Source organism: Terrabacter sp. 2TAF16 (assembly GCF_052115065.1).
Classification (GTDB): domain Bacteria; phylum Actinomycetota; class Actinomycetes; order Actinomycetales; family Dermatophilaceae; genus Terrabacter.
On record NZ_JBFRFZ010000007.1, the window covers coordinates 260,366 to 277,544 of the forward strand.

General features: G+C 72.1%; 13 protein-coding genes. 3 read left to right on the plus strand and 10 right to left on the minus strand.

All coding sequences use genetic code 11. From position 1 onward, the window contains the following. Complete coding sequence (locus tag AB4Z14_RS13235; protein WP_442275582.1) at positions 1 to 792, plus strand: glycerophosphodiester phosphodiesterase; 792 nt, start codon at positions 1 to 3, stop codon at positions 790 to 792. 69 nt (positions 793 to 861) lie between these two features. Here AB4Z14_RS13235 and AB4Z14_RS13240 read toward each other — a convergent pair whose 3' ends face one another. Both AB4Z14_RS13240 and AB4Z14_RS13245 read right to left on the minus strand, forming a co-directional pair. Then, a complete protein-coding gene (locus tag AB4Z14_RS13240) occupies positions 862 to 1,500 on the minus strand; it encodes a hypothetical protein (protein WP_442275583.1) in 639 nt (212 codons plus the stop codon). Continuing rightward, the gene (locus AB4Z14_RS13245; protein ID WP_442275584.1) at positions 1,497 to 1,982 is read right to left on the minus strand and encodes an acyl-CoA thioesterase; all 486 of its coding nucleotides are present in this window, start codon (positions 1,980 to 1,982) and stop codon (positions 1,497 to 1,499) included. The genes AB4Z14_RS13240 and AB4Z14_RS13245 overlap by 4 nt, the downstream gene beginning before the upstream one ends. Positions 1,983 to 2,104: 122 nt before the next feature. On the opposite strand from AB4Z14_RS13245, the gene AB4Z14_RS13250 reads away from it, so the two are divergent. Together AB4Z14_RS13250 and AB4Z14_RS13255 are read left to right on the plus strand one after the other, a co-directional pair. Beyond that, complete coding sequence (locus AB4Z14_RS13250; protein WP_442275585.1) at positions 2,105 to 4,246, plus strand: RecQ family ATP-dependent DNA helicase; 2,142 nt, start codon at positions 2,105 to 2,107, stop codon at positions 4,244 to 4,246. Between the two features lie 52 nt (positions 4,247 to 4,298). Next, entirely contained in the window at positions 4,299 to 5,264 is a 966-nt protein-coding gene (locus AB4Z14_RS13255; RefSeq protein ID WP_442275586.1) for an acyl-CoA thioesterase, read from the plus strand. Positions 5,265 to 5,460: 196 nt separating this feature from the next. Here AB4Z14_RS13255 and treZ read toward each other — a convergent pair whose 3' ends face one another. From treZ to AB4Z14_RS13295, 8 genes are all read right to left on the minus strand, one after another. Then, positions 5,461 to 7,284 (minus strand): malto-oligosyltrehalose trehalohydrolase, encoded by a 1,824-nt coding sequence (gene treZ / locus AB4Z14_RS13260; RefSeq protein WP_442275587.1) that lies wholly within the window; start codon positions 7,282 to 7,284, stop codon positions 5,461 to 5,463. Next, positions 7,281 to 9,710, minus strand: coding sequence for a malto-oligosyltrehalose synthase (treY, locus tag AB4Z14_RS13265; protein WP_442275588.1), 2,430 nt, complete (start codon positions 9,708 to 9,710; stop codon positions 7,281 to 7,283). Before treY ends, treZ begins: the two co-directional genes overlap by 4 nt. Then, a complete protein-coding gene (gene glgX / locus AB4Z14_RS13270) occupies positions 9,707 to 11,878 on the minus strand; it encodes a glycogen debranching protein GlgX (protein WP_442275589.1) in 2,172 nt (723 codons plus the stop codon). Before glgX ends, treY begins: the two co-directional genes overlap by 4 nt. A gap of 180 nt (positions 11,879 to 12,058) precedes the next feature. Then, the gene (locus AB4Z14_RS13275) at positions 12,059 to 13,060 is read right to left on the minus strand and encodes a siderophore-interacting protein (protein ID WP_442275590.1); all 1,002 of its coding nucleotides are present in this window, start codon (positions 13,058 to 13,060) and stop codon (positions 12,059 to 12,061) included. Continuing rightward, on the minus strand, positions 13,057 to 13,908 hold the full coding sequence (locus AB4Z14_RS13280; protein ID WP_442275591.1) for an ABC transporter ATP-binding protein: 852 nt from the start codon (positions 13,906 to 13,908) through the stop codon (positions 13,057 to 13,059). The genes AB4Z14_RS13275 and AB4Z14_RS13280 overlap by 4 nt, the downstream gene beginning before the upstream one ends. A 1-nt stretch (position 13,909) precedes the next feature. Continuing rightward, positions 13,910 to 15,007 (minus strand): FecCD family ABC transporter permease, encoded by a 1,098-nt coding sequence (locus tag AB4Z14_RS13285; RefSeq protein ID WP_442275592.1) that lies wholly within the window; start codon positions 15,005 to 15,007, stop codon positions 13,910 to 13,912. Continuing rightward, positions 15,004 to 16,050 (minus strand): FecCD family ABC transporter permease, encoded by a 1,047-nt coding sequence (locus AB4Z14_RS13290; protein WP_442275593.1) that lies wholly within the window; start codon positions 16,048 to 16,050, stop codon positions 15,004 to 15,006. Before AB4Z14_RS13290 ends, AB4Z14_RS13285 begins: the two co-directional genes overlap by 4 nt. After that, a complete protein-coding gene (locus AB4Z14_RS13295) occupies positions 16,050 to 17,111 on the minus strand; it encodes an iron-siderophore ABC transporter substrate-binding protein (protein ID WP_442275594.1) in 1,062 nt (353 codons plus the stop codon). Before AB4Z14_RS13295 ends, AB4Z14_RS13290 begins: the two co-directional genes overlap by 1 nt. Positions 17,112 to 17,179: the final 68 nt, after the last annotated feature.

A 17,179-nucleotide genomic window follows, 5' to 3' on the forward strand; every position in this document is an offset into this window, starting at 1 on the left:
ATGGTGACGACACGGGCCTACCTCGCACACACGCCCGTGGCGCTGGCCCACCGAGGCGGCTCGCTCTACGCGCCGAACGTCGGGCTCGAGAACACGATGACGGCCTTCGGCAACGCCGTCGATCTCGGATACACCCACCTCGAGACCGACGTCCACGTCACCCGCGACGGCGAGCTCGTCGCGTTCCACGACACGAGGCTCGACCGGGTCAGCAACGCTCGCGGGCGCATCCGCGACCTGCCCTGGTCCGAGGTCTCGCACGCCGAGGTCGGCGACGGCGGCCACGTGCCGTTGCTCACCGACGTGCTCGACACGTGGCCCGACGTCAACCTCAACATCGACCTCAAGGCGCCGGGCACGGCCGAACCGCTCTGGCGCATCATCGAGGAGCGCGGGCTGCACGACCAGGTCTGCGTCGGCTCGTTCTCCCAGCGCAACATCTCGCACTTCCGCCGCCTGTCCCGCGGCACCGTCGCGACGGCGGCGGCCCAGGTCGGCACGGCGCTGGCCCGCTTCGGACCCGGCGTGCTGACCTCGGTCTTCCGCACGCCGGCGGACGTCTTCCAGGTGCCTCCGTCGATCCCGCTGCGCGGACGGTCGGTGCCGGTCGTCACCCGTCGCCTCGTCGACACCGCGCACCGCTTCGGCAAGCAGGTCCACGTCTGGACCATCGACGACGCCGACGAGATGCGGCGGCTGCTCGACCTCGGCGTCGACGGGCTGGTCAGCGACCGCATCGACATGCTCAAGGACGTCCTCCTTGAGCGCGGCGCGTGGACCGGGCACGCCTGAGCCACTTCCCCGCGCCACGTCGCGACCCCGCCGCACCCCCGACCGCGGCGGACGGCATACGCCATCGGGTCAGCGGACGAGGACGTGACCGCGCGACGTGCTGAGGCGCGTCCACCGGCCGTGGGCCGCGATCGACGCCGGCTCGCCCGGAGCCGTGAAGCCGAGCACGTGCGCACCGAAGGCGAGTCCCGCCGCGATGGGCGGCACGGTGTCGCTCATCGCGCCCCAGGTCCGCCGTCGGAGCGCGTCGACCGCGTGACCCCCGGCGTTCTCGGGGGTGCCCTCGGCGACCTGCGAGATGCCTTGGCGCGCAATGGAGTCGATGGTCCCACCGTCGAGCTGGCCAACCGGCTCCCAGCCGTCCCGCGGGGGCGTGAGCCCGCTCCACGGAGCGCGGACGGTCGTCGGCGGGACGCTCAGCACGGCGCTCGCGCCGTCGCGGGCGAGGCGGTCGGCGACCGACGCGAAGGACACGGTGGTGTCGACGGCGTCGGACGGCGCGATCGTCACGACGCGCATGCCGAGCACCGTGCCGTCACCCATGAGCCCGGTGCCCTCGATGACCGCCACCGTGGTGACGAGGAGAGTGCCGAGCACCTGGAGGCGCACGGCGCCGTCGGGGTTGGCGCGGCTCGCCCGGGCGAGGTAGGTGCCGAGATCGGCGAGACCCCGCGGGTCGCCGAAGTCGATCTGCGGCGTGCCGGTCACCGGCGTCGCTTCCGGAAGGGCGCGGGACCGCCGACGTGGGCCTGCACCGACGCGCGCTCGTCGGGGCGCATGCGCCGCGGCGCCTCGCTCGCGAAGTCGTAGAGCGCGAGCTCGGTCTCGGCGACGGCGTAGACCAGCCGCTCGCCCTCGCCGACACCGTCGGGGTCGGTGACGATGTAGGCGACGTCGAAACCCGCGCCACCCACTCGCGAGACCCACATCTGGATCTCGACCGGGGCGTGCCGGAAGCCGAGGGGACGGCGGTACTCGATCTCGTGGCGCGACACGAGCACGCCCTCGTCGAGCAGGGTCTTGTCGCCCGCTCCCCCGCCCTCGAACCAGTCGCGGAACGCGATGACGCGCGCATCCTCGAGCAGTCGCAGGAACTGCACGTTGTTGATGTGCGCGTAGGCGTCCATGTCGGACCAGCGCAGCGACACGTGGGCGGCATACGGCGTGGCCTGCGGTTCGGTCTCCGTCATGCCCCCATCCTTCCAGCCGCCCGTCTCGCCGCTCGTCCACATCCCGTTGGTGGGACGCGGGCCCCTCCACAGCCCGGGTATGCCGGTCGGCCCGGTCGGTGGGGACCCGTAGGTTGGGTGCCATGCCGTCACCCCCCGCCGCTCCCCACGTTGCCGACGTCGACCCCGCCCTGCGCGAGCGGGCCACGACCGCGCTGCGGCGCCTCGTCGGGCGCGACGACGTCGACTTCCGCGACGGGCAGCTCGAGGCCGTCAACGAGCTCGTCGCCGGTCGTCGGCGTGTGCTCGTCGTGCAGCGGACCGGGTGGGGCAAGTCCGCCGTCTACTTCGTGTCCACCGCGCTGCGCCGTGCCGAGGGTGCCGGGCCGACCGTCATCGTCAGCCCCCTCCTCGCTCTCATGCGCGACCAGATCGCTGCCGCCGAGCGCGCCGGCATCAAGGCCGTCACCCTCAACTCGACGAACGCCGACGAGTGGGGCGCCGTGTCCGGTGCCCTCGCCCGCGGCGAGGTCGACGTCCTGCTCGTCAGCCCCGAGCGCCTCAACAACCCCCGGTTCCGCGACGAGCAGCTGCCCGCCCTCGCCGAGTCGTGCGGGCTCCTCGTCGTCGACGAGGCCCACTGCATCAGCGACTGGGGTCACGACTTCCGCCCCGACTACCGCCGCATCCGCGACCTGCTCATGACCCTGCCTGAGCGCACTCCGGTCCTCGCGACGACGGCCACGGCCAACGCGCGCGTGGTGACCGACGTCGTCGAGCAGCTCGGCGCTGGTGGCCGTGACGTCCTGACCCTGCGCGGCCCCCTTGCCCGGGCGTCGCTGCGACTCGGGGTGCTGCCGCTCGCCGCACCAGAGCAGCGTCTCGCCTGGCTCATCGCGCACCTCGGTGAGCTGCAGGGGTCGGGCATCGTCTACGCCCTGACCGTGGCCGCTGCCGAGGACGTCGCGGTCGCGCTGCGCGAGGCCGGCCACAAGGTCGCTGCCTACACCGGCCGCACCGAGCCCTCAGAGCGGATCCGCCTCGAGGAGGCCCTGCGCGACAACGAGGTCAAGGCCCTCGTCGCGACCTCGGCGCTCGGCATGGGCTTCGACAAGCCCGACCTGGGCTTCGTCCTGCACCTCGGGGCGCCGTCGTCACCCGTCGCGTACTACCAGCAGGTCGGGCGAGCCGGCCGCGCCACGGAGCGGGCCGACGTCCTCCTCATGCCGGGGCCCGAGGACAAGGACATCTGGCGCTACTTCGCGTCCGCGTCCATGCCCAAGCAGGACCAGGCCGATGCCGTCGTGCGCGCCCTGTCCGAGTCCCCCCGGGCCCTGTCGACGGTCGCCCTCGAGTCCATCGTCGACGTGCGCCGCACGCGCCTCGAGCTGCTCCTCAAGGTCCTCGACGTCGACGGCGCCGTGCACCGCGTGCCCGGCGGATGGACCGCCACCGGTGAGCCGTGGACCTACGACGCCGAGCGCTACGGACGCGTCACCGAGGCGCGCGAGCGCGAGCAGCAGCTCATGGTCGACTACGAACGCACCGACCGCTGCCGCATGGCCTTCCTCCAGCAGACCCTCGACGACGACTCCGCCGAGCCCTGTGGCCGGTGCGACCGGTGCACCGATCCCTGGTTCGACACGACGATCCCCGAGGCCGCCGTCAACACCGCCCGCTCGCGCCTCGAGCGCCCCGGCGTCGTCCTCGAGTCCCGTGCGCAGTGGCCGTCGGGCATGGACCGTCTGGGCGTCCCGCTCAAGGGCAGGATCGCGCCATCGGTCTCGATGCAGGAGGGCCGTGCCGTCGCCCGCCTCAGCGACCTCGGGTGGGGTCAGCGGCTCCGTGAGCTGCTCCGCGGCGAGGACCGTGAGATCCCCGCCGAGGTCGTCCGCGCCTGTGTCGACGTGCTCGCCGGGTGGGGGTGGCAGGAACGGCCCGCGGCCATCGTCTCCGTGCCGTCGCGTCGGCGCCCGCTGCTCGTCGAGTCGCTGGCCGCCGGCCTCGGACAGCTGGGACGGCTCCCCTACCTCGGTGCGCTCGACCTCGTCGAGGGCGGCCCCGTCGGCGAGCCCGGCGGCAACAGCGCCTTCCGGCTCGCCAACGTGTGGGGTCGGCTCGCCGTCGGCCCCGAGCTCGCGGCCTCGCTCAACGGCATCCCGGGTCCCGTGCTGCTGCTCGACGACGTCAGCGACTCACGGTGGACGCTCACGGTCTGTGCCGGGCTGCTGCGCGAGGCCGGTGCGCCGGCCGTCCTGCCGATGGCCCTGGCGATGGAAGGGTGACGCGCGTCGCGGGCAGCAGCGAGCACTCGTCCGGGGCCACTAGGGTCGACCTGTGAGTGCCGACGCCCCCGCCGAACCGCGCCCGCTGCCCCCACTCGAGGACCTCATCGAGGTGCTGACCCTCCGTGACGTCGGCACCGCGCAGATCGCCGTCACCGACGTCCAAGGACGTGACGCCGCGGAGTCGATCGGCGCATCATCCGCCCGGGTCTTCGAGGGGCGCAGCCAGAAGATGCCCCACGGGCGCGTCTTCGGTGGTCAGGTCCTCGCCCAGTGCGTCATGGCCGCCGGCATCACCGTGCGTGACCTCAACGACGGCGACGGCGCGCGGCCGATCCACTCGCTGCACGGCTACTTCATGCGGCCGGGCGACGACACGCTGCCGATCCGCTTCGCCGTCGAGGAGATGCGCGACGGCAACTCGTTCTCGACCCGCCGGGTCCATGCAGTCCAGAAGGGCGCGCCGATCATGTCGATGGTGTGCTCCTTCCAGGAACGCGCCGGGGGTCTCGACCACCAGAACGGGATGCCGCAGGTCGCGGGCCCCGACGGGCTCACGTCGCTGGCCGACGCCTTCCGCGGCGTCGACCACCCCGGCGCCCGGCACCTCGCCGAGTCCCGACCGATCGAGCTGCGGCCTGTCGAGAGCAACATGTTCCTCGACGCCGGGCCCGAGCAGGTCGCGACGAACCACGTGTGGATGCGCGCCATCGACCGCCTGCCCGACGACCCCCTGCTGCACGCCGCGGTCCTGGCCTACTCGAGCGACTACTCGCTCCTCGAGCCCGTGTTGCGCCGGCACGGTCTGGTCTGGACCGACCGTCGCCTGCGGGTCGCGAGCCTCGACCACTCGATGTGGTTCCACCGCGAGGTGCGCGTCGACGAGTGGCTGCTCTACGCCCAGCAGTCTCCGTCGGCCGTCAGCGGTCGCGGCCTCTCGATCGGTGAGATCTTCAGCCAGGACGGCACCCTCGTCGCCACGACGGCCCAGGAGGGCATGGTCCGCGTCAAGTCGTGACGCACCGGGGTGGGCTCCGCCAGTTCGACGGGCAGCGGGCCCCGCTCGCTCCCTCGCGTAGACGCTCGGTCTCACTCGAGTGGCCTCTTCACCCCACGCCTACCACCGAGGGTGGGACCAGAGTGTCGTGGCGGCCACTCGAGCTGCTGGCGGTGGGACCCGGGAGACGTGGCGGCCACTCGCGTGGCGTCTGAGGTCAGGCGGTCGTGCGCAGGACGGCGACGTCGTGGCCGTCGAGGCTGACACCGTGCGAGTCGACGATCGGCGACCGCCCCCACGAGGCGAGCACGTGCTCGACCTCGCCCGCGAACGGGACGACGCCGGCGCGGCCCGCGAGGTTGGCCACCACGTGCACCGACCCGCGCGACAGGATCATCCAGCGGGCAGTCTCGTCGAAGGTCACCGTCGTGGCACGCAGATCACCGGAGGCGACGTCCGGCTGCGTGCGCCGCACCTTGATGAGCTCACGGTAGAAGTGGAGCATCTCGTTGTGGCCGGGCGCGTTCGGCTCGCTCCAGTCGAGCACGCTGTGCGCCCGGGTCGCGGGGTCCTGGGGGTCGGGGACGTCGGCCTCGTCCCACCCGTGGGCGGCGAACTCGGCACGTCGGCCGGAGCGCACCGCGTCGGCCAGCCATTCCTCCTCGAAGGAGGTGAAGAACGCGAACGGCGTGCTCGCACGCCACTCCTCGCCCATGAAGACCATGGCCGTGAACGGGGAGAGCAGGTAGAGGGCGGCGCCGATCGCCTGCTGCCCGGGCGAGACCTGGTCGCTGATGCGGTCACCCATCGCGCGGTTGCCGACCTGGTCATGGGTCTGCAGGTAGGCGAGGAACTCGTGCCCCGAGCGCGTCCCGGGGTCGACCCGCGCGCCCCAGAGCTCGCCCCGGAAGGTGGAGACCCGACCGTCGTGCAGGAAGGCGTCGGTGAGTGTCTTGGCCAGCACCGAGATGGCGCCGCCCTCCGGCCACGCCTCGTTGCCGCCGGCGAAGTCGGCGTAGTAGCCCTGTGTCTCGCCGGTCAGGGCGACGTGGAGGGCGTGGTGGATGTCGTCGTCCCACTGGGCCGTCATGCCGCGGCCACCCTCGGCGGTGGGCGTCACCATGACGGCGTCGTTGAGGTCACTCTCGGCGATGAGGTCGAGTGGCCGGCCGAGCTCCTCTGCGAGAGAAGCGGTCTCGCCGGAGAGCTGGGCGAGGATGTGTGGCTCGGACGTGTCGCGCAGCTCGTGCACGGCATCGAGCCGAAGCGCGTCGACGTGGAAGTCGCGGAACCACCGGAGGGCGTTGTCGACGACCCAGCGCCGCACCTCGTGGCTGCCGTCCGCGTCGAGGTTGACGGCGGGCCCCCACGGCGTCGTGTGGGCGTCGGTGAAGTAGGGCCCGAACTCGGCGAGGTAGTTGCCGGTGGGACCGAGGTGGTTGTAGACGACGTCGAGGCACACGCCGAGGCCCCGGACGTGGCACGCGTCGACGAAACGCTGGAAGGCGGCCGGGCCGCCGTACGCCTGCTGGACGGCATACGGCGCGACCCCGTCGTAGCCCCAGCCGTGGGTGCCGCCGAAGGCGGCGACGGGCATGACCTCGACGACGTCGACTCCGAGCTCGACGAGGTGCTCCAGGTGGGCGATCGCCGCGTCGAAGGTGCCCTCCGGCGTGAACGTCCCGATGTGCAGCTCGTAGACGACCCCTCCGAGGACGCCACGGCCGTCACGGGTGCCGCGCCACTCACCGTCACCCCAGGTGTGAGCCGCCGCGTCGAAGGTGCGGCTCGCCGCGTGGACGCCGTGCGGCAGCCAGGCACTCCGCGGGTCGGGTCTCGGGTCGCCTCCGTCGATGCTGAAGGAGTAGTCCAGGGTGACGTCGTCCGGGCGCGGCCACGTCCACCAGCCGCCGTCGCCGGCGGTCATGGCGTGCCGCTGCGCCGCCGAGGTCGGCTCGGCGCCGGACCCGTCGACCCGGGCGACGACGACGTCGACCCGTGACGCTGATGGCGCCCAGACGCTGAGGCTCTCGGGGGTCATGACTCGTCCCGTACCCGCACGAGCAGCGCGACGGGCAAGCCGTCGTCACCGACGAGGTCGGCGAGGCGCGTGCGCCCACCGTCGAAGGTGCGCGCGGACACGACGTCGGACCAGCGCCTCTCGGGCAGGGCGAGGGTGGCGTCCCCGAAGCCGCCGGCGTCGGCGAGCCGGCCGGCGAACCGCGTCACCACGGTCACGACCTCCACGTCGTCGCCCGTGCCCCGACCGAAGGCGACGGCGTGCTCGGAGCCGGTCGCGACCGGGACATACGTTGCGTCCTCACCCGTGAAGCACTCGGGCCACTCGCGGCGCGTGCGCAGGGCGGCCGCGGTGACGAGCAGCTTCTCGTCGTCGAGGTCCGCCGGGGCACCGCCGGCGTCGAGGCGGGCGAGCCGGTCGCGACGGTCGTCGTAGTCGACGGGCCGCCGGTTGTCGGGGTCGACGAGCGACAGGTCGACGAGGTCGGTGCCCTGGTAGACGTCAGGCACGCCCGGCATCGTCAGCTGGACGAGCTTCTGGCCGAGCACGTTGGCACGCGTCTCGCGCCCCGTCGAGTCGACCCAGTCCTCGACGTGGGCCACCATCTCCGGTGTCGTGACGACGCCCGAGACGAACCGCTCGACCGCCGACTCGTAGGCCTCGTTCGGCTCGGTCCAGCGCGTGAAGAGCTTCGACTCGCGGATCGCCTTGAGCGCGTAGGCCTGCAGCCGCTCCTCACTGATCGGCCACGCCCCGACGAGGGTCTGCCAGAGGAAGTACTCGGTGAGCGTGTCGAGCTCCTGGGCGCGGACCGGTGTCGCCAGCTCTCGTGCCGCGCGCACCCAGGTGGCCCACGCCTCCGGTCGTTCCGCGAGCACGAAGAGCCGCGCCCGCACGTCCTCGGACCGCTTCGTGTCGTGCGTCGAGAGCGTCGTCATCGACTGCGGCCACTCACCGAGCAGGTTCTCGGCGAACCCGTGGAAGGCGGACGTCGGCAGGCCCACCCGGGTCGGGTCGCCGCCGACCTCGTTGAGCCCCACGAGCCGGACGTAGCGGTAGTACGCCGTGTCCTCGATCGCCTTGGCCATGGCGGGACCGCACGTCTGCTGGAACCGCACGACGAACTCGTCGCGCGCCGCGTCGTCCCGGACGTCTCCCCGGCCGAGGCCGAGGTCGACGAGGCCCTCGACGACCGTGTCGTCCAGGGCACCCGAAGCGCTCTGTGCACCACGAGACGCGGCGGCCCGGAGCTCGGCCGCGTCGGCGCCCGCGATGGGGGCTCCGGGCCTCACGTAGACGCGGTAGCGGTCCATGCCGACGAGCATCGCCTCGAGCACCTCGCGAGCGGCGACCTCCTCGAGGTCCGGCCGCGCCCGCGCGACGAGTCGCATGAGCCGGCTCACCTCGGTGGCAAGCATGACCTGGACGACCCACCGCTTCGACTCGGTGACGATGTCCCCGAGGTCCTGCCGCTCTCCGAGCAGCTCGGTCGACAGGTCGTCGAGGGGCTCGGCCCCGGCGGGGTCGACGAAGAGCCCGCCGATGCGCAGCAGGGCGTCGTAGCCGGTGGTGCCTGCCGTCCGCCACAAGTGCGGCAGCTGCTCCTCGCCCTCGAGGATCTTCTCGACGACGACCCACGCGTCACCGGTCGCCTCGGCGAGCCGCTCGAGGTAGCCCTCGGGGTCGGCGAGGCCGTCCGGGTGGTCGATGCGCAGCCCGTCGATCGCGCCGGAGCGGATCCCGTCGACGAGGAGGGCGTGCGTGGCGTCGAAGACCTCGGGCTCCTCGACCCGCACCGCGATGAGCGACGTGACGTCGAAGAAGCGACGGTAGTTCAGCTCGGAGTCGCCGACCGTCCACGACGCGAGGCGGTAGTGCTGGGCGTCGAGCAGCTCACCGATCGGCAGCCGCGGGTCCGTGCCGGGCGCGAGCGGGAAGACGTGGTCGTAGTACTGCACGACCGCCTCACCCTCGTGCTCCCCCACGGAGATCTCCCCAGCTGCGAGCACCTCGTCGAGCGGCGCCCCGAGCACCGGCATGAGGAGGTGCCCGTCCTGGGCGTCCCAGTCGACGTCGAACCACGTGGCGTATGCCGACTGCCGGCCCTCGCGGAGCACCGACCACAGCGGGCGGTTGAGCGAGAGGGGCGTCGGTGTCGTCATGTGGTTGGGCACGACGTCGACGACGACGCCGAGCCCGGCCTCGTGGGCTGCCTCGACGAGGCGGCCGAAGCCGGCGTCGCCGCCGAGCCCTGCCGCCACCGACGCGTGGTCGGTGACGTCGTAGCCATGCTTGGATCCGACGGTGGCCTGCAGGATCGGCGACAGGTAGAGGTGCGTGATCCCCAGTGCCGCAAGGTGTTTCACCTGCGCGAGCGCGTCGTCGAGGGTGAAGTCCGGCTCGAGCTGGAGCCGGTGGGTCGAGACCGGTGCGCTGGCATACCTCACGCGGTGGCCTCCTCCGTGACGCCCGGGATGATGGGCGAGACGATCTCGCGTGGGCACCTCAGCACGACGATGCTGCGGGGCTGCACCTGGATCTGCCACGTGGCGTCGAGGTGGTTGGCCTCGACCTCGTGCAGGGCCGTGTCGATGACCGGGATCCACTCGGCCCCGTACTCCTCGTCGGGCAGCGTGAAGGTCAGCGGCTGGTCGTGGGCGTTGAACATCACGAGGAACGAGTCGTCGAGGATCTGCTGGCCGCGCGGGTCCGGCTCGGGGATCGCCGAGCCGTTGAGGAAGATCATGAGCGACTTGGCCAGGCCGTTGCTCCAGGCCTCCTCGTCCATGTGCTGTGCCTCGGGCGTGAACCAGGCGATGTCGCCGAGCTCGCTCTCGCCGCCGTGGTCGGCGTTGCCGGCGAAGAAGCGGCGACGACGGAACACCGGGTGCTCGCGCCGCAGCTTGACGAGCGACTGGGTGAAGACGAGGAGCTTCTGGTCGTCCTCGTCGAGGACCCACTGGATCCACGAGATGTCGTTGTCCTGGCAGTAGCCGTTGTTGTTGCCGCCCTGCGTGCGACCGAGCTCGTCGCCGTGCAGCATCATCGGCACGCCCTGCGAGAAGAGCAGCGTCGTGAGGAAGTTGCGCTGCTGGCGCAGCCGCAGGTCACGGATGACCGGGTCGGTGGTCGGCCCCTCGACGCCGCAGTTCCACGACCGGTTGTGGCTCTCGCCGTCGTTGTTGCCCTCGCCGTTGGCCTCGTTGTGCTTGTCGTTGTAGGACACGAGGTCGCGCAGGGTGAAGCCGTCGTGGGCTGTGACGAAGTTGATCGAGGCGATCGGCTTGCGGCCCGAGTGCTCGTAGAGATCGCTGGATCCGGTGAAACGAGAAGCAAACTCGCCGAGGGCACCACCCTCACCGCGCCAGAAGTCGCGCACCGTGTCGCGGAACTTGCCGTTCCACTCGGTCCACAGCGGCGGGAAGTTGCCCACCTGGTAGCCACCCTCGCCGACGTCCCACGGCTCGGCGATGAGCTTGACCTGGCTGACGACCGGGTCCTGCTGGATGAGGTCGAAGAAGGCCGACAGCTTGTCGACCTCGTGGAACTGGCGGGCCAAGGTGGCGGCGAGGTCGAAGCGGAAGCCGTCGACGTGCATCTCGGTGACCCAGTAGCGCAGCGAGTCCATGATGAGCTGGAGCACGTGCGGACTGCGCATGAGGAGGCTGTTGCCCGTGCCCGTGGTGTCGTAGTAGTGGCTGAGGTCGTCGCTGACGAGGCGGTAGTAGCTGTTGTTGTCGAGCCCGCGGAAGGCCAGCGTCGGGCCCATGTGGTTGCCCTCGGCCGTGTGGTTGTAGACGACGTCGAGGATGACCTCGATGTTCGCCGCGTGCAGCGCCTTGACCATGGCCTTGAACTCGAGCACCTGCTGGCCACGCTGCCCACCGGCGGCGTACTCGTTGTGCGGGGCGAGGAAGCCGATGGTGTTGTAGCCCCAGTAGTTGGACAGGCCGCGGTCGACGAGCGGCGCGTCCTGGACGAACTGGTGCACGGGCATGAGCTCGATGGCGGTGATGCCGAGGTCGCTCAGGTGCTTGATCATCGCCGGGTGCGAGATGCCGGCATAGGTGCCGCGGATCTCCTCCGGGATCTCCGGGTGGAGCATCGTCAGGCCCTTGACGTGGGCCTCGTAGATGATGGTCTCGTGGTACTCGTGGCGCGGCGGGCGGTCGTCGCCCCAGTCGAAGAACGGGTTGATGACGATGGAGTGCATCGTGTGGCGCACGTTGTCGTCGGTGTTGATCTTCGTCGTCGTCGCGGCCTTGGCGTCGCCGAAGGTGTACGAGTAGAGCGACTGGTCGTTCTCGGCCTGGCCCTCGATCGCCTTGGCGTACGGGTCGAGGAGGAACTTGCTCGGGTTGCAGCGGTGGCCGTTCGCGGGGTCGTAGGGTCCGTGCACGCGGAAGCCGTAGCGCTGCCCGGGCTGCACGTAGGGCACGTAGCCGTGCCACACGAAGCCGTCCGTCTCGGGCAGGTCGAAACGCGTCTCGTTCAGGTCGTCGTCGAGCAGGCAGAGCTCGATGCGTTCGGCGACCTCGGAGAAGACGGCGAAGTTGACCCCCGAGCCGTCGTACGTCGCTCCGAGTGGGTAGGGCTTGCCCGGCCAGATCTCCATGGACCTTCTTCCGTCGTTCGGTCGCGGCAGCGCCGCGGCGCCACGGCGTGGCGACCTGCGGACGACGGTGGCCGCACAGCGCATTCTCCCCTGCCCGGGCCCGTCGAGCGCAAGCGGCCGTATGCCGGTCGGCGCGCCGTGCCGCGACGCGCCGTCCGGGCGGGGTGGAGAAAGGGCTGCTCAGCCGGCGCGTCCCTGCTTCCAGTACCCCATGAAGGCGACCTGCGGACGGGGCATGCCTCCCTCGCCCACGAGGAGGCGCCGACAGGCCTTGACCGTGTCGGAGTCGCCGGCGACCCAGGCATACGTGTCGCGATCGCCTGGTCGGGGCCGCGCCCGCCCGGATGCCGTGACGTCGTCACCCGAGGAGCTGTGGGCCGGGGTCTCCCACACGGCGTCGTCCAAGTCGGCCGAGGGGCCGAGGGACGAGGCGTCGGCGACGGCACGCTCCGGGTGCAGGTCCAGGCACTCGCGCAGCACGGCGAGGGTCTGCTCGCCCCTGGGGCGGCCCCCGCGAGCGATCCAGTGACGCTCGATCCCGGCCGGGAAGCGGACGTCGAGGAAGTCCGTGGCGTCCGGCACCTCCACGACGGCAACGCCCCGGGTGCAAGCCGGCAGGGACTCGACGATCGACGCGAGCGCAGGCAGGGCCGTCTCGTCGGCGACGAGGAGCAGTCGCCCCGCGGCGCCCGGGTCGAACTCGATGCCCCCGAAGGCGTGTTCGTGACCGCGGCGCGGGGCAAGCAGGCCGACCTCGTCGCCGACGGCGGCTCGCGCCGCCCACGTGCCGGCGGGACCGGCGGCCGCGCCGGCTGCGCCGAGCGGGTTGGCCGCGCCGAGCGGGCCGTGACCGTGCAGCACGAAGTCGACGACGAGCTGGCGGTCGCCACCCTCCCCCTCGACGGCACGGGCCGTGTAGGTGCGCAGGTGACCACGGTCGGCCCCCGGCAGCGCCAGCCACGCGGCATACCACCCGTCGGGGTCGAGGAGCGCGCTCGGCGCCGGCTTCCCCGGCGACGGGATGAGCAGCTTGACGCGCTGGTCGAGCGTAGGCCCCTCGGGGCCGAGGTGCTCGAAACCGTTGCCGCCCAGACGGATCCGGACGAAGGACGGGCTGAGTCGCTCGACCCGGCGGACGACCGCCGTGAGGAGCAGGACGGGGCTGACGGCGGTCGTGGTCACGAGGTGGCTCCGCTCTGGTGGTGGGTCGAGGTGGGCACGACGAGCGGCGAGCCGGTGACGGGGTCGGCGATGACACGACTGCGGAGGCCGAAGACCTGCGCCACGAACTCCTCGTCGACGAGGTCCGCCGGTGCGCCGCTGCCGACGAGACGGCCGTCGCGCAGGGCGACGACGTGGTCGGCGTAGCGGGCCGCGAGGTTGAGGTCGTGCAGGACCATGACGACGGTCGTCCCCCGGCTGCGGTTGAGGTCGCGCAACAGGTCCAGGACGTCGATCTGGTGCGCGAGGTCGAGGTAGGTCGTGGGCTCGTCGAGGAGCACGACGTCGGTCTCCTGGGCGAGGGTCAGCGCGATCCACACGCGCTGTCGCTGGCCGCCGGACAGCTCGTCGACGGGTCGCTCGGCGAGCTCGAGGGTCCCGGTCGCCCGCATGGCCCTGGTGACGGCCTCGTCGTCGGCCCGCGACCACCGGCGGACCAGGGTGTGGTGCGGGTGTCGACCGCGGCCGACGAGGTCGACGACGGTGATGCCCTCGGGCACGGGCGGGCTCTGCGGGAGGAGCGCGACGTGGCGGGCGAACCCCTTGGGCCGCAGCGACCAGACGTCGTCGTGGGCGCCCTCGGAGGCGAGGTGGACGCTGCCCTCGGTGGGGCGCAACAGACGTGAGAGCCCGCGCAGGAGGGTCGACTTGCCGCAGCCGTTGGGCCCGACGACGACGGTGATCCTGCCGGCCGGCACGTCGAGGTCGAGGTGCTCGACGACCCGCCGACCGTCGTAGCAGAGGGTGAGGTCGCGGGCACGCAGGGCCTTGCCGTCCGTCGGGGTGGGGGCGAGGGTCGTGGAGGTCATGTCAGGCCTTTCCGGCTCGGCCCGCGGTGACGACGACCGCGAGCATGAGGGGTGCGCCGAGGGCGCCGGTGACGACGCCGACGGGAAGGTTGACGTCGGGGATGAGGTAGTCACCGGCGAAGTCCGACAGCACGACGACGACGGCCCCGACGAGGGCCGCCGCCCACAGCGAGGGACGCCCACCGCAGAGGCGTCGCGCGATCGGCCCCGCCAGGAAGGCGACGAACGCGATGGGACCGGTCGCGCTCGTCGCGACGGCGGCGAGGGCCACGGCGACGACGAGCCCGAGGCGAGCCCGACCTGCGGGCGCCCCGAGGGTCGCCGACAGGTCGTCCCCGAGCTCGGCGAGCCGCATCCACCGCGCGCACACCGCGAGCAGGGGCGCGAGGACGAGCACCGCGGCCGAGAGCAGCTCGATGACGGGCCACGTGGCGCGTGCGAGGCTCCCGGTGAGCCAGACGAGGGCAGCCTGCGCGTCCTGGATCGAGGTGCGCGTCATGACGAACTGGATGACGCTCGACAGGAGGGCGGCGACGCCGATGCCGACGAGCACCATGCGCTGGCCGGCGAGCGTGGTCCCCCGACCGACGGCATGCATGAGCAGCCCGACGGCCACCGCACCGACGAGGGCTGCTGCCGGCAGCCAGAGGCCCTGCGCGTCGAGGAACGTCAGGGCGATGACCGCTGCGGCGGACGCGCCGAGGCTGATGCCGATGATGTCGGGGCTCGCGAGCGGGTTGCGCAAGGTGGTCTGGAACATCGCCCCCGCCGCCCCGAACGCCAGACCCGCGAGGAGCCCCAGCAGGGCACGTGGCAGCTTGGCCTCCATGACGATGAAGGAGGCGCCCGGAGCGTCGGGCAGCGTCTCGCCCCTGAGGATGGGCAGCAGGTGGGTGAGCGCGACGACGTAGTCGCCGAGGAGCACACGGACGAGGACGGCGGCGACGGCGGCCACCGCGAGGGTCGCGATGACGAAGCGCACCCGACGCGTGGGCCGCCTGCGGGCTCGCACGACGCGGGTGAGGTCGGCGGGTTCTTCCGCGGCCACGGCACGCGGGTCGGCGCGGGCCCCGGTCGGGGCGAGCACGTCGGCGGTCACAGGCTCGCCATCCGGCCGCGGCGCACGAGCACGATGAAGAAGGGCACGCCGATGACGGCCGTCATGATGCCGGCCTGCACCTCGCTCGGCTGGGCCACGAGCCGTCCGACGGTGTCTGCGGCGAGCAGCAGGATCGGCCCGGCGGCCAGACACACCGGGATGATCCGCCGGTGGTCGGGGCCGACGACGGATCGGGCGACGTGCGGCACGACGAGGCCGAGGAAGCCGATCGGCCCTGCGAGCGCGGTCGAGGCGCCACAGAGGACGGCGACGCCGACGGCGACGGTGGCCCGGGCGACGAGGACGTTCTCGCCGAGACCGCGGGCCAGGTCGTCGCCCAGCGCGAGGGCGTTGAGCCGACGCACGGCGAGGAGGACGACGACGAGCCCCACGGCGAAGAACGGCAGCACGGTGACGACGAGGTCGAGCCCCCGGCCCCCGATCGTGCCGACCTGCCAGAAGCGGAAGGAGTCGAAGGACTGCTTGCTCGAGACGAGGACCCCGGACGACCAGCTCGCCAGACCGGCCGCGACGGCGGCTCCGGCGAGCGTGAGGCGCAAGGGCGATCCACGACCGGCGAGCCCGGCGAGCGCGTGGACGAGGACGGCCGCGAGACCGGCACCGGCCATCGCCCACCAGACGTAGCCGCTGAGCGAGCCGACGCCGAAGACCGAGATCGCCAGGACGACGGCCAGTCCGGCGCCGGCGTTGACGCCGAGCAGTCCCGGGTCGGCGAGGGGGTTGCGGGTCAGCCCCTGCATCGCCGCGCCCGCGACGGCGAGCGCCGCGCCGACGAGGACGCCCACGACCGTCCGGGCGACGCGAGCCTCGACGATGCCGCTGCCGGCCACGCCGTCGCCGTGGCCCGTCAGCACCTGCACGACGTCGCCGAGAGGAATCGCCTTTGATCCCAGCACGATCGACGCGACGACGGCCAGGACGAGCACGACGAGCAGGGCGAGCAGGAGGGCTGCGAGCCCCGGGAGGGTCGCGTCGCCGGAGGCCACCCGCCCTTCCCGTCCAGCGGTCTGGGTGGCGCTCATCAGGCGGCGTCGGCCTTGTCGGCCGCGGCCGCCACGAGGGGCACGAACAGCTCGGTCATGTACGGGATGGACAGCGGCGTCGGCGAGCTCATCGTCAGACCGACCTTCTGGTCCTTCGTCGCGACGAGCGCCCCCGCCTTGATGGCGGGCACCTGGCCGACGAGCGGGTCCTTCGTCATGACCACGACCTCGGAGTCCTCGGTGATGTACGTGAGGAAGACGTCGGCCTCGAGCGTCGAGGCACGCTCGGCGCTGACGGTCAGGTAGAACTCCTTGGAGCCCCTGGCCTGCTCCTCGACGACCGGCGCGTTCTTCATGCCGAGCTCGGTGAGCATCTGCGGCCGGAGGTCGCTCGGGGTGTAGAAGCCGATCTGCGAGAGGTCGGTCGGGGCGACGTAGCCGTAGATGAAGGTCTTGCCGGCGAGCTGCGGATACCTCGCCTTGGCCGCCTCGAGCGCCCCGATGGTCTTCGCCTCGACGTCAGCCGCCTGCTTCGAGCGCCCGAGCGCCTTCCCGATCGTCTCGAGCGAGACCTGCCACGGCGTGCCGTAGGCGACCTCCGGGTAGGCGACGACGGGTGCGAGCTTGCTCAGCTTGTCGTACTCGTCCTTCGTGATGCCGGAGTTCGTGGCGAGGATGAGGTCGGGCTGCAGCTGCGCGATCTCCTCGACGGGGTTGCCGTCGGCGTCGTCGAAGCGTGTCGGCGCGGTGCCGCCGAAGGTGGCCAGCTGCGCGTCGAACCAGTCCGTCGAGAGGTTCGCGTTGCCGCCCCACGTCACCGTGGGGGCACCGACGGGGGCCACCCCGAGCGCCGCCACGTGGTCGGCGTCGGACCAGCCGAGGGTGACGACCCGCTGCGGCTCCTTCGTGATGGTGGCCGTCCCGAAGGCGTCCTTGAGGGTGACGGGGTATGCCGTCGGGTCGGCTCCCGTGTCGCCGGCCCCTGCCGCTGCTGCGCCCGCGGGGGTCGGGGCGGAACCCCCGGTGGGTCCGGTGGTGCAGCCGGCGAGGACGAGCGCCGCGGCGACGGCGGCGAGGAGGGCGGTGCGAAGGCGCGACACGGGGGATCCTTCTGTCGAGTCGACGAAACATTAGGTGAGGCTTACCTTAGTAAGCCTCACCTAACTGA

What these genes read in the sequence shown, in the direction of transcription:
- treZ (WP_442275587.1), bottom strand. Translation starts at nt 7,284, where the DNA reads ATGACCCCCGAGAGCCTCAGCGTCTGGGCGCCATCAGCGTCACGGGTC.
- AB4Z14_RS13250 (WP_442275585.1), top strand. Translation starts at nt 2,105, where the DNA reads ATGCCGTCACCCCCCGCCGCTCCCCACGTTGCCGACGTCGACCCCGCC.
- AB4Z14_RS13235 (WP_442275582.1), top strand. Translation starts at nt 1, where the DNA reads ATGGTGACGACACGGGCCTACCTCGCACACACGCCCGTGGCGCTGGCC.
- glgX (WP_442275589.1), bottom strand. Translation starts at nt 11,878, where the DNA reads ATGGAGATCTGGCCGGGCAAGCCCTACCCACTCGGAGCGACGTACGAC.
- AB4Z14_RS13280 (WP_442275591.1), bottom strand. Translation starts at nt 13,908, where the DNA reads ATGACCTCCACGACCCTCGCCCCCACCCCGACGGACGGCAAGGCCCTG.
- AB4Z14_RS13245 (WP_442275584.1), bottom strand. Translation starts at nt 1,982, where the DNA reads ATGACGGAGACCGAACCGCAGGCCACGCCGTATGCCGCCCACGTGTCG.
- AB4Z14_RS13290 (WP_442275593.1), bottom strand. Translation starts at nt 16,050, where the DNA reads ATGAGCGCCACCCAGACCGCTGGACGGGAAGGGCGGGTGGCCTCCGGC.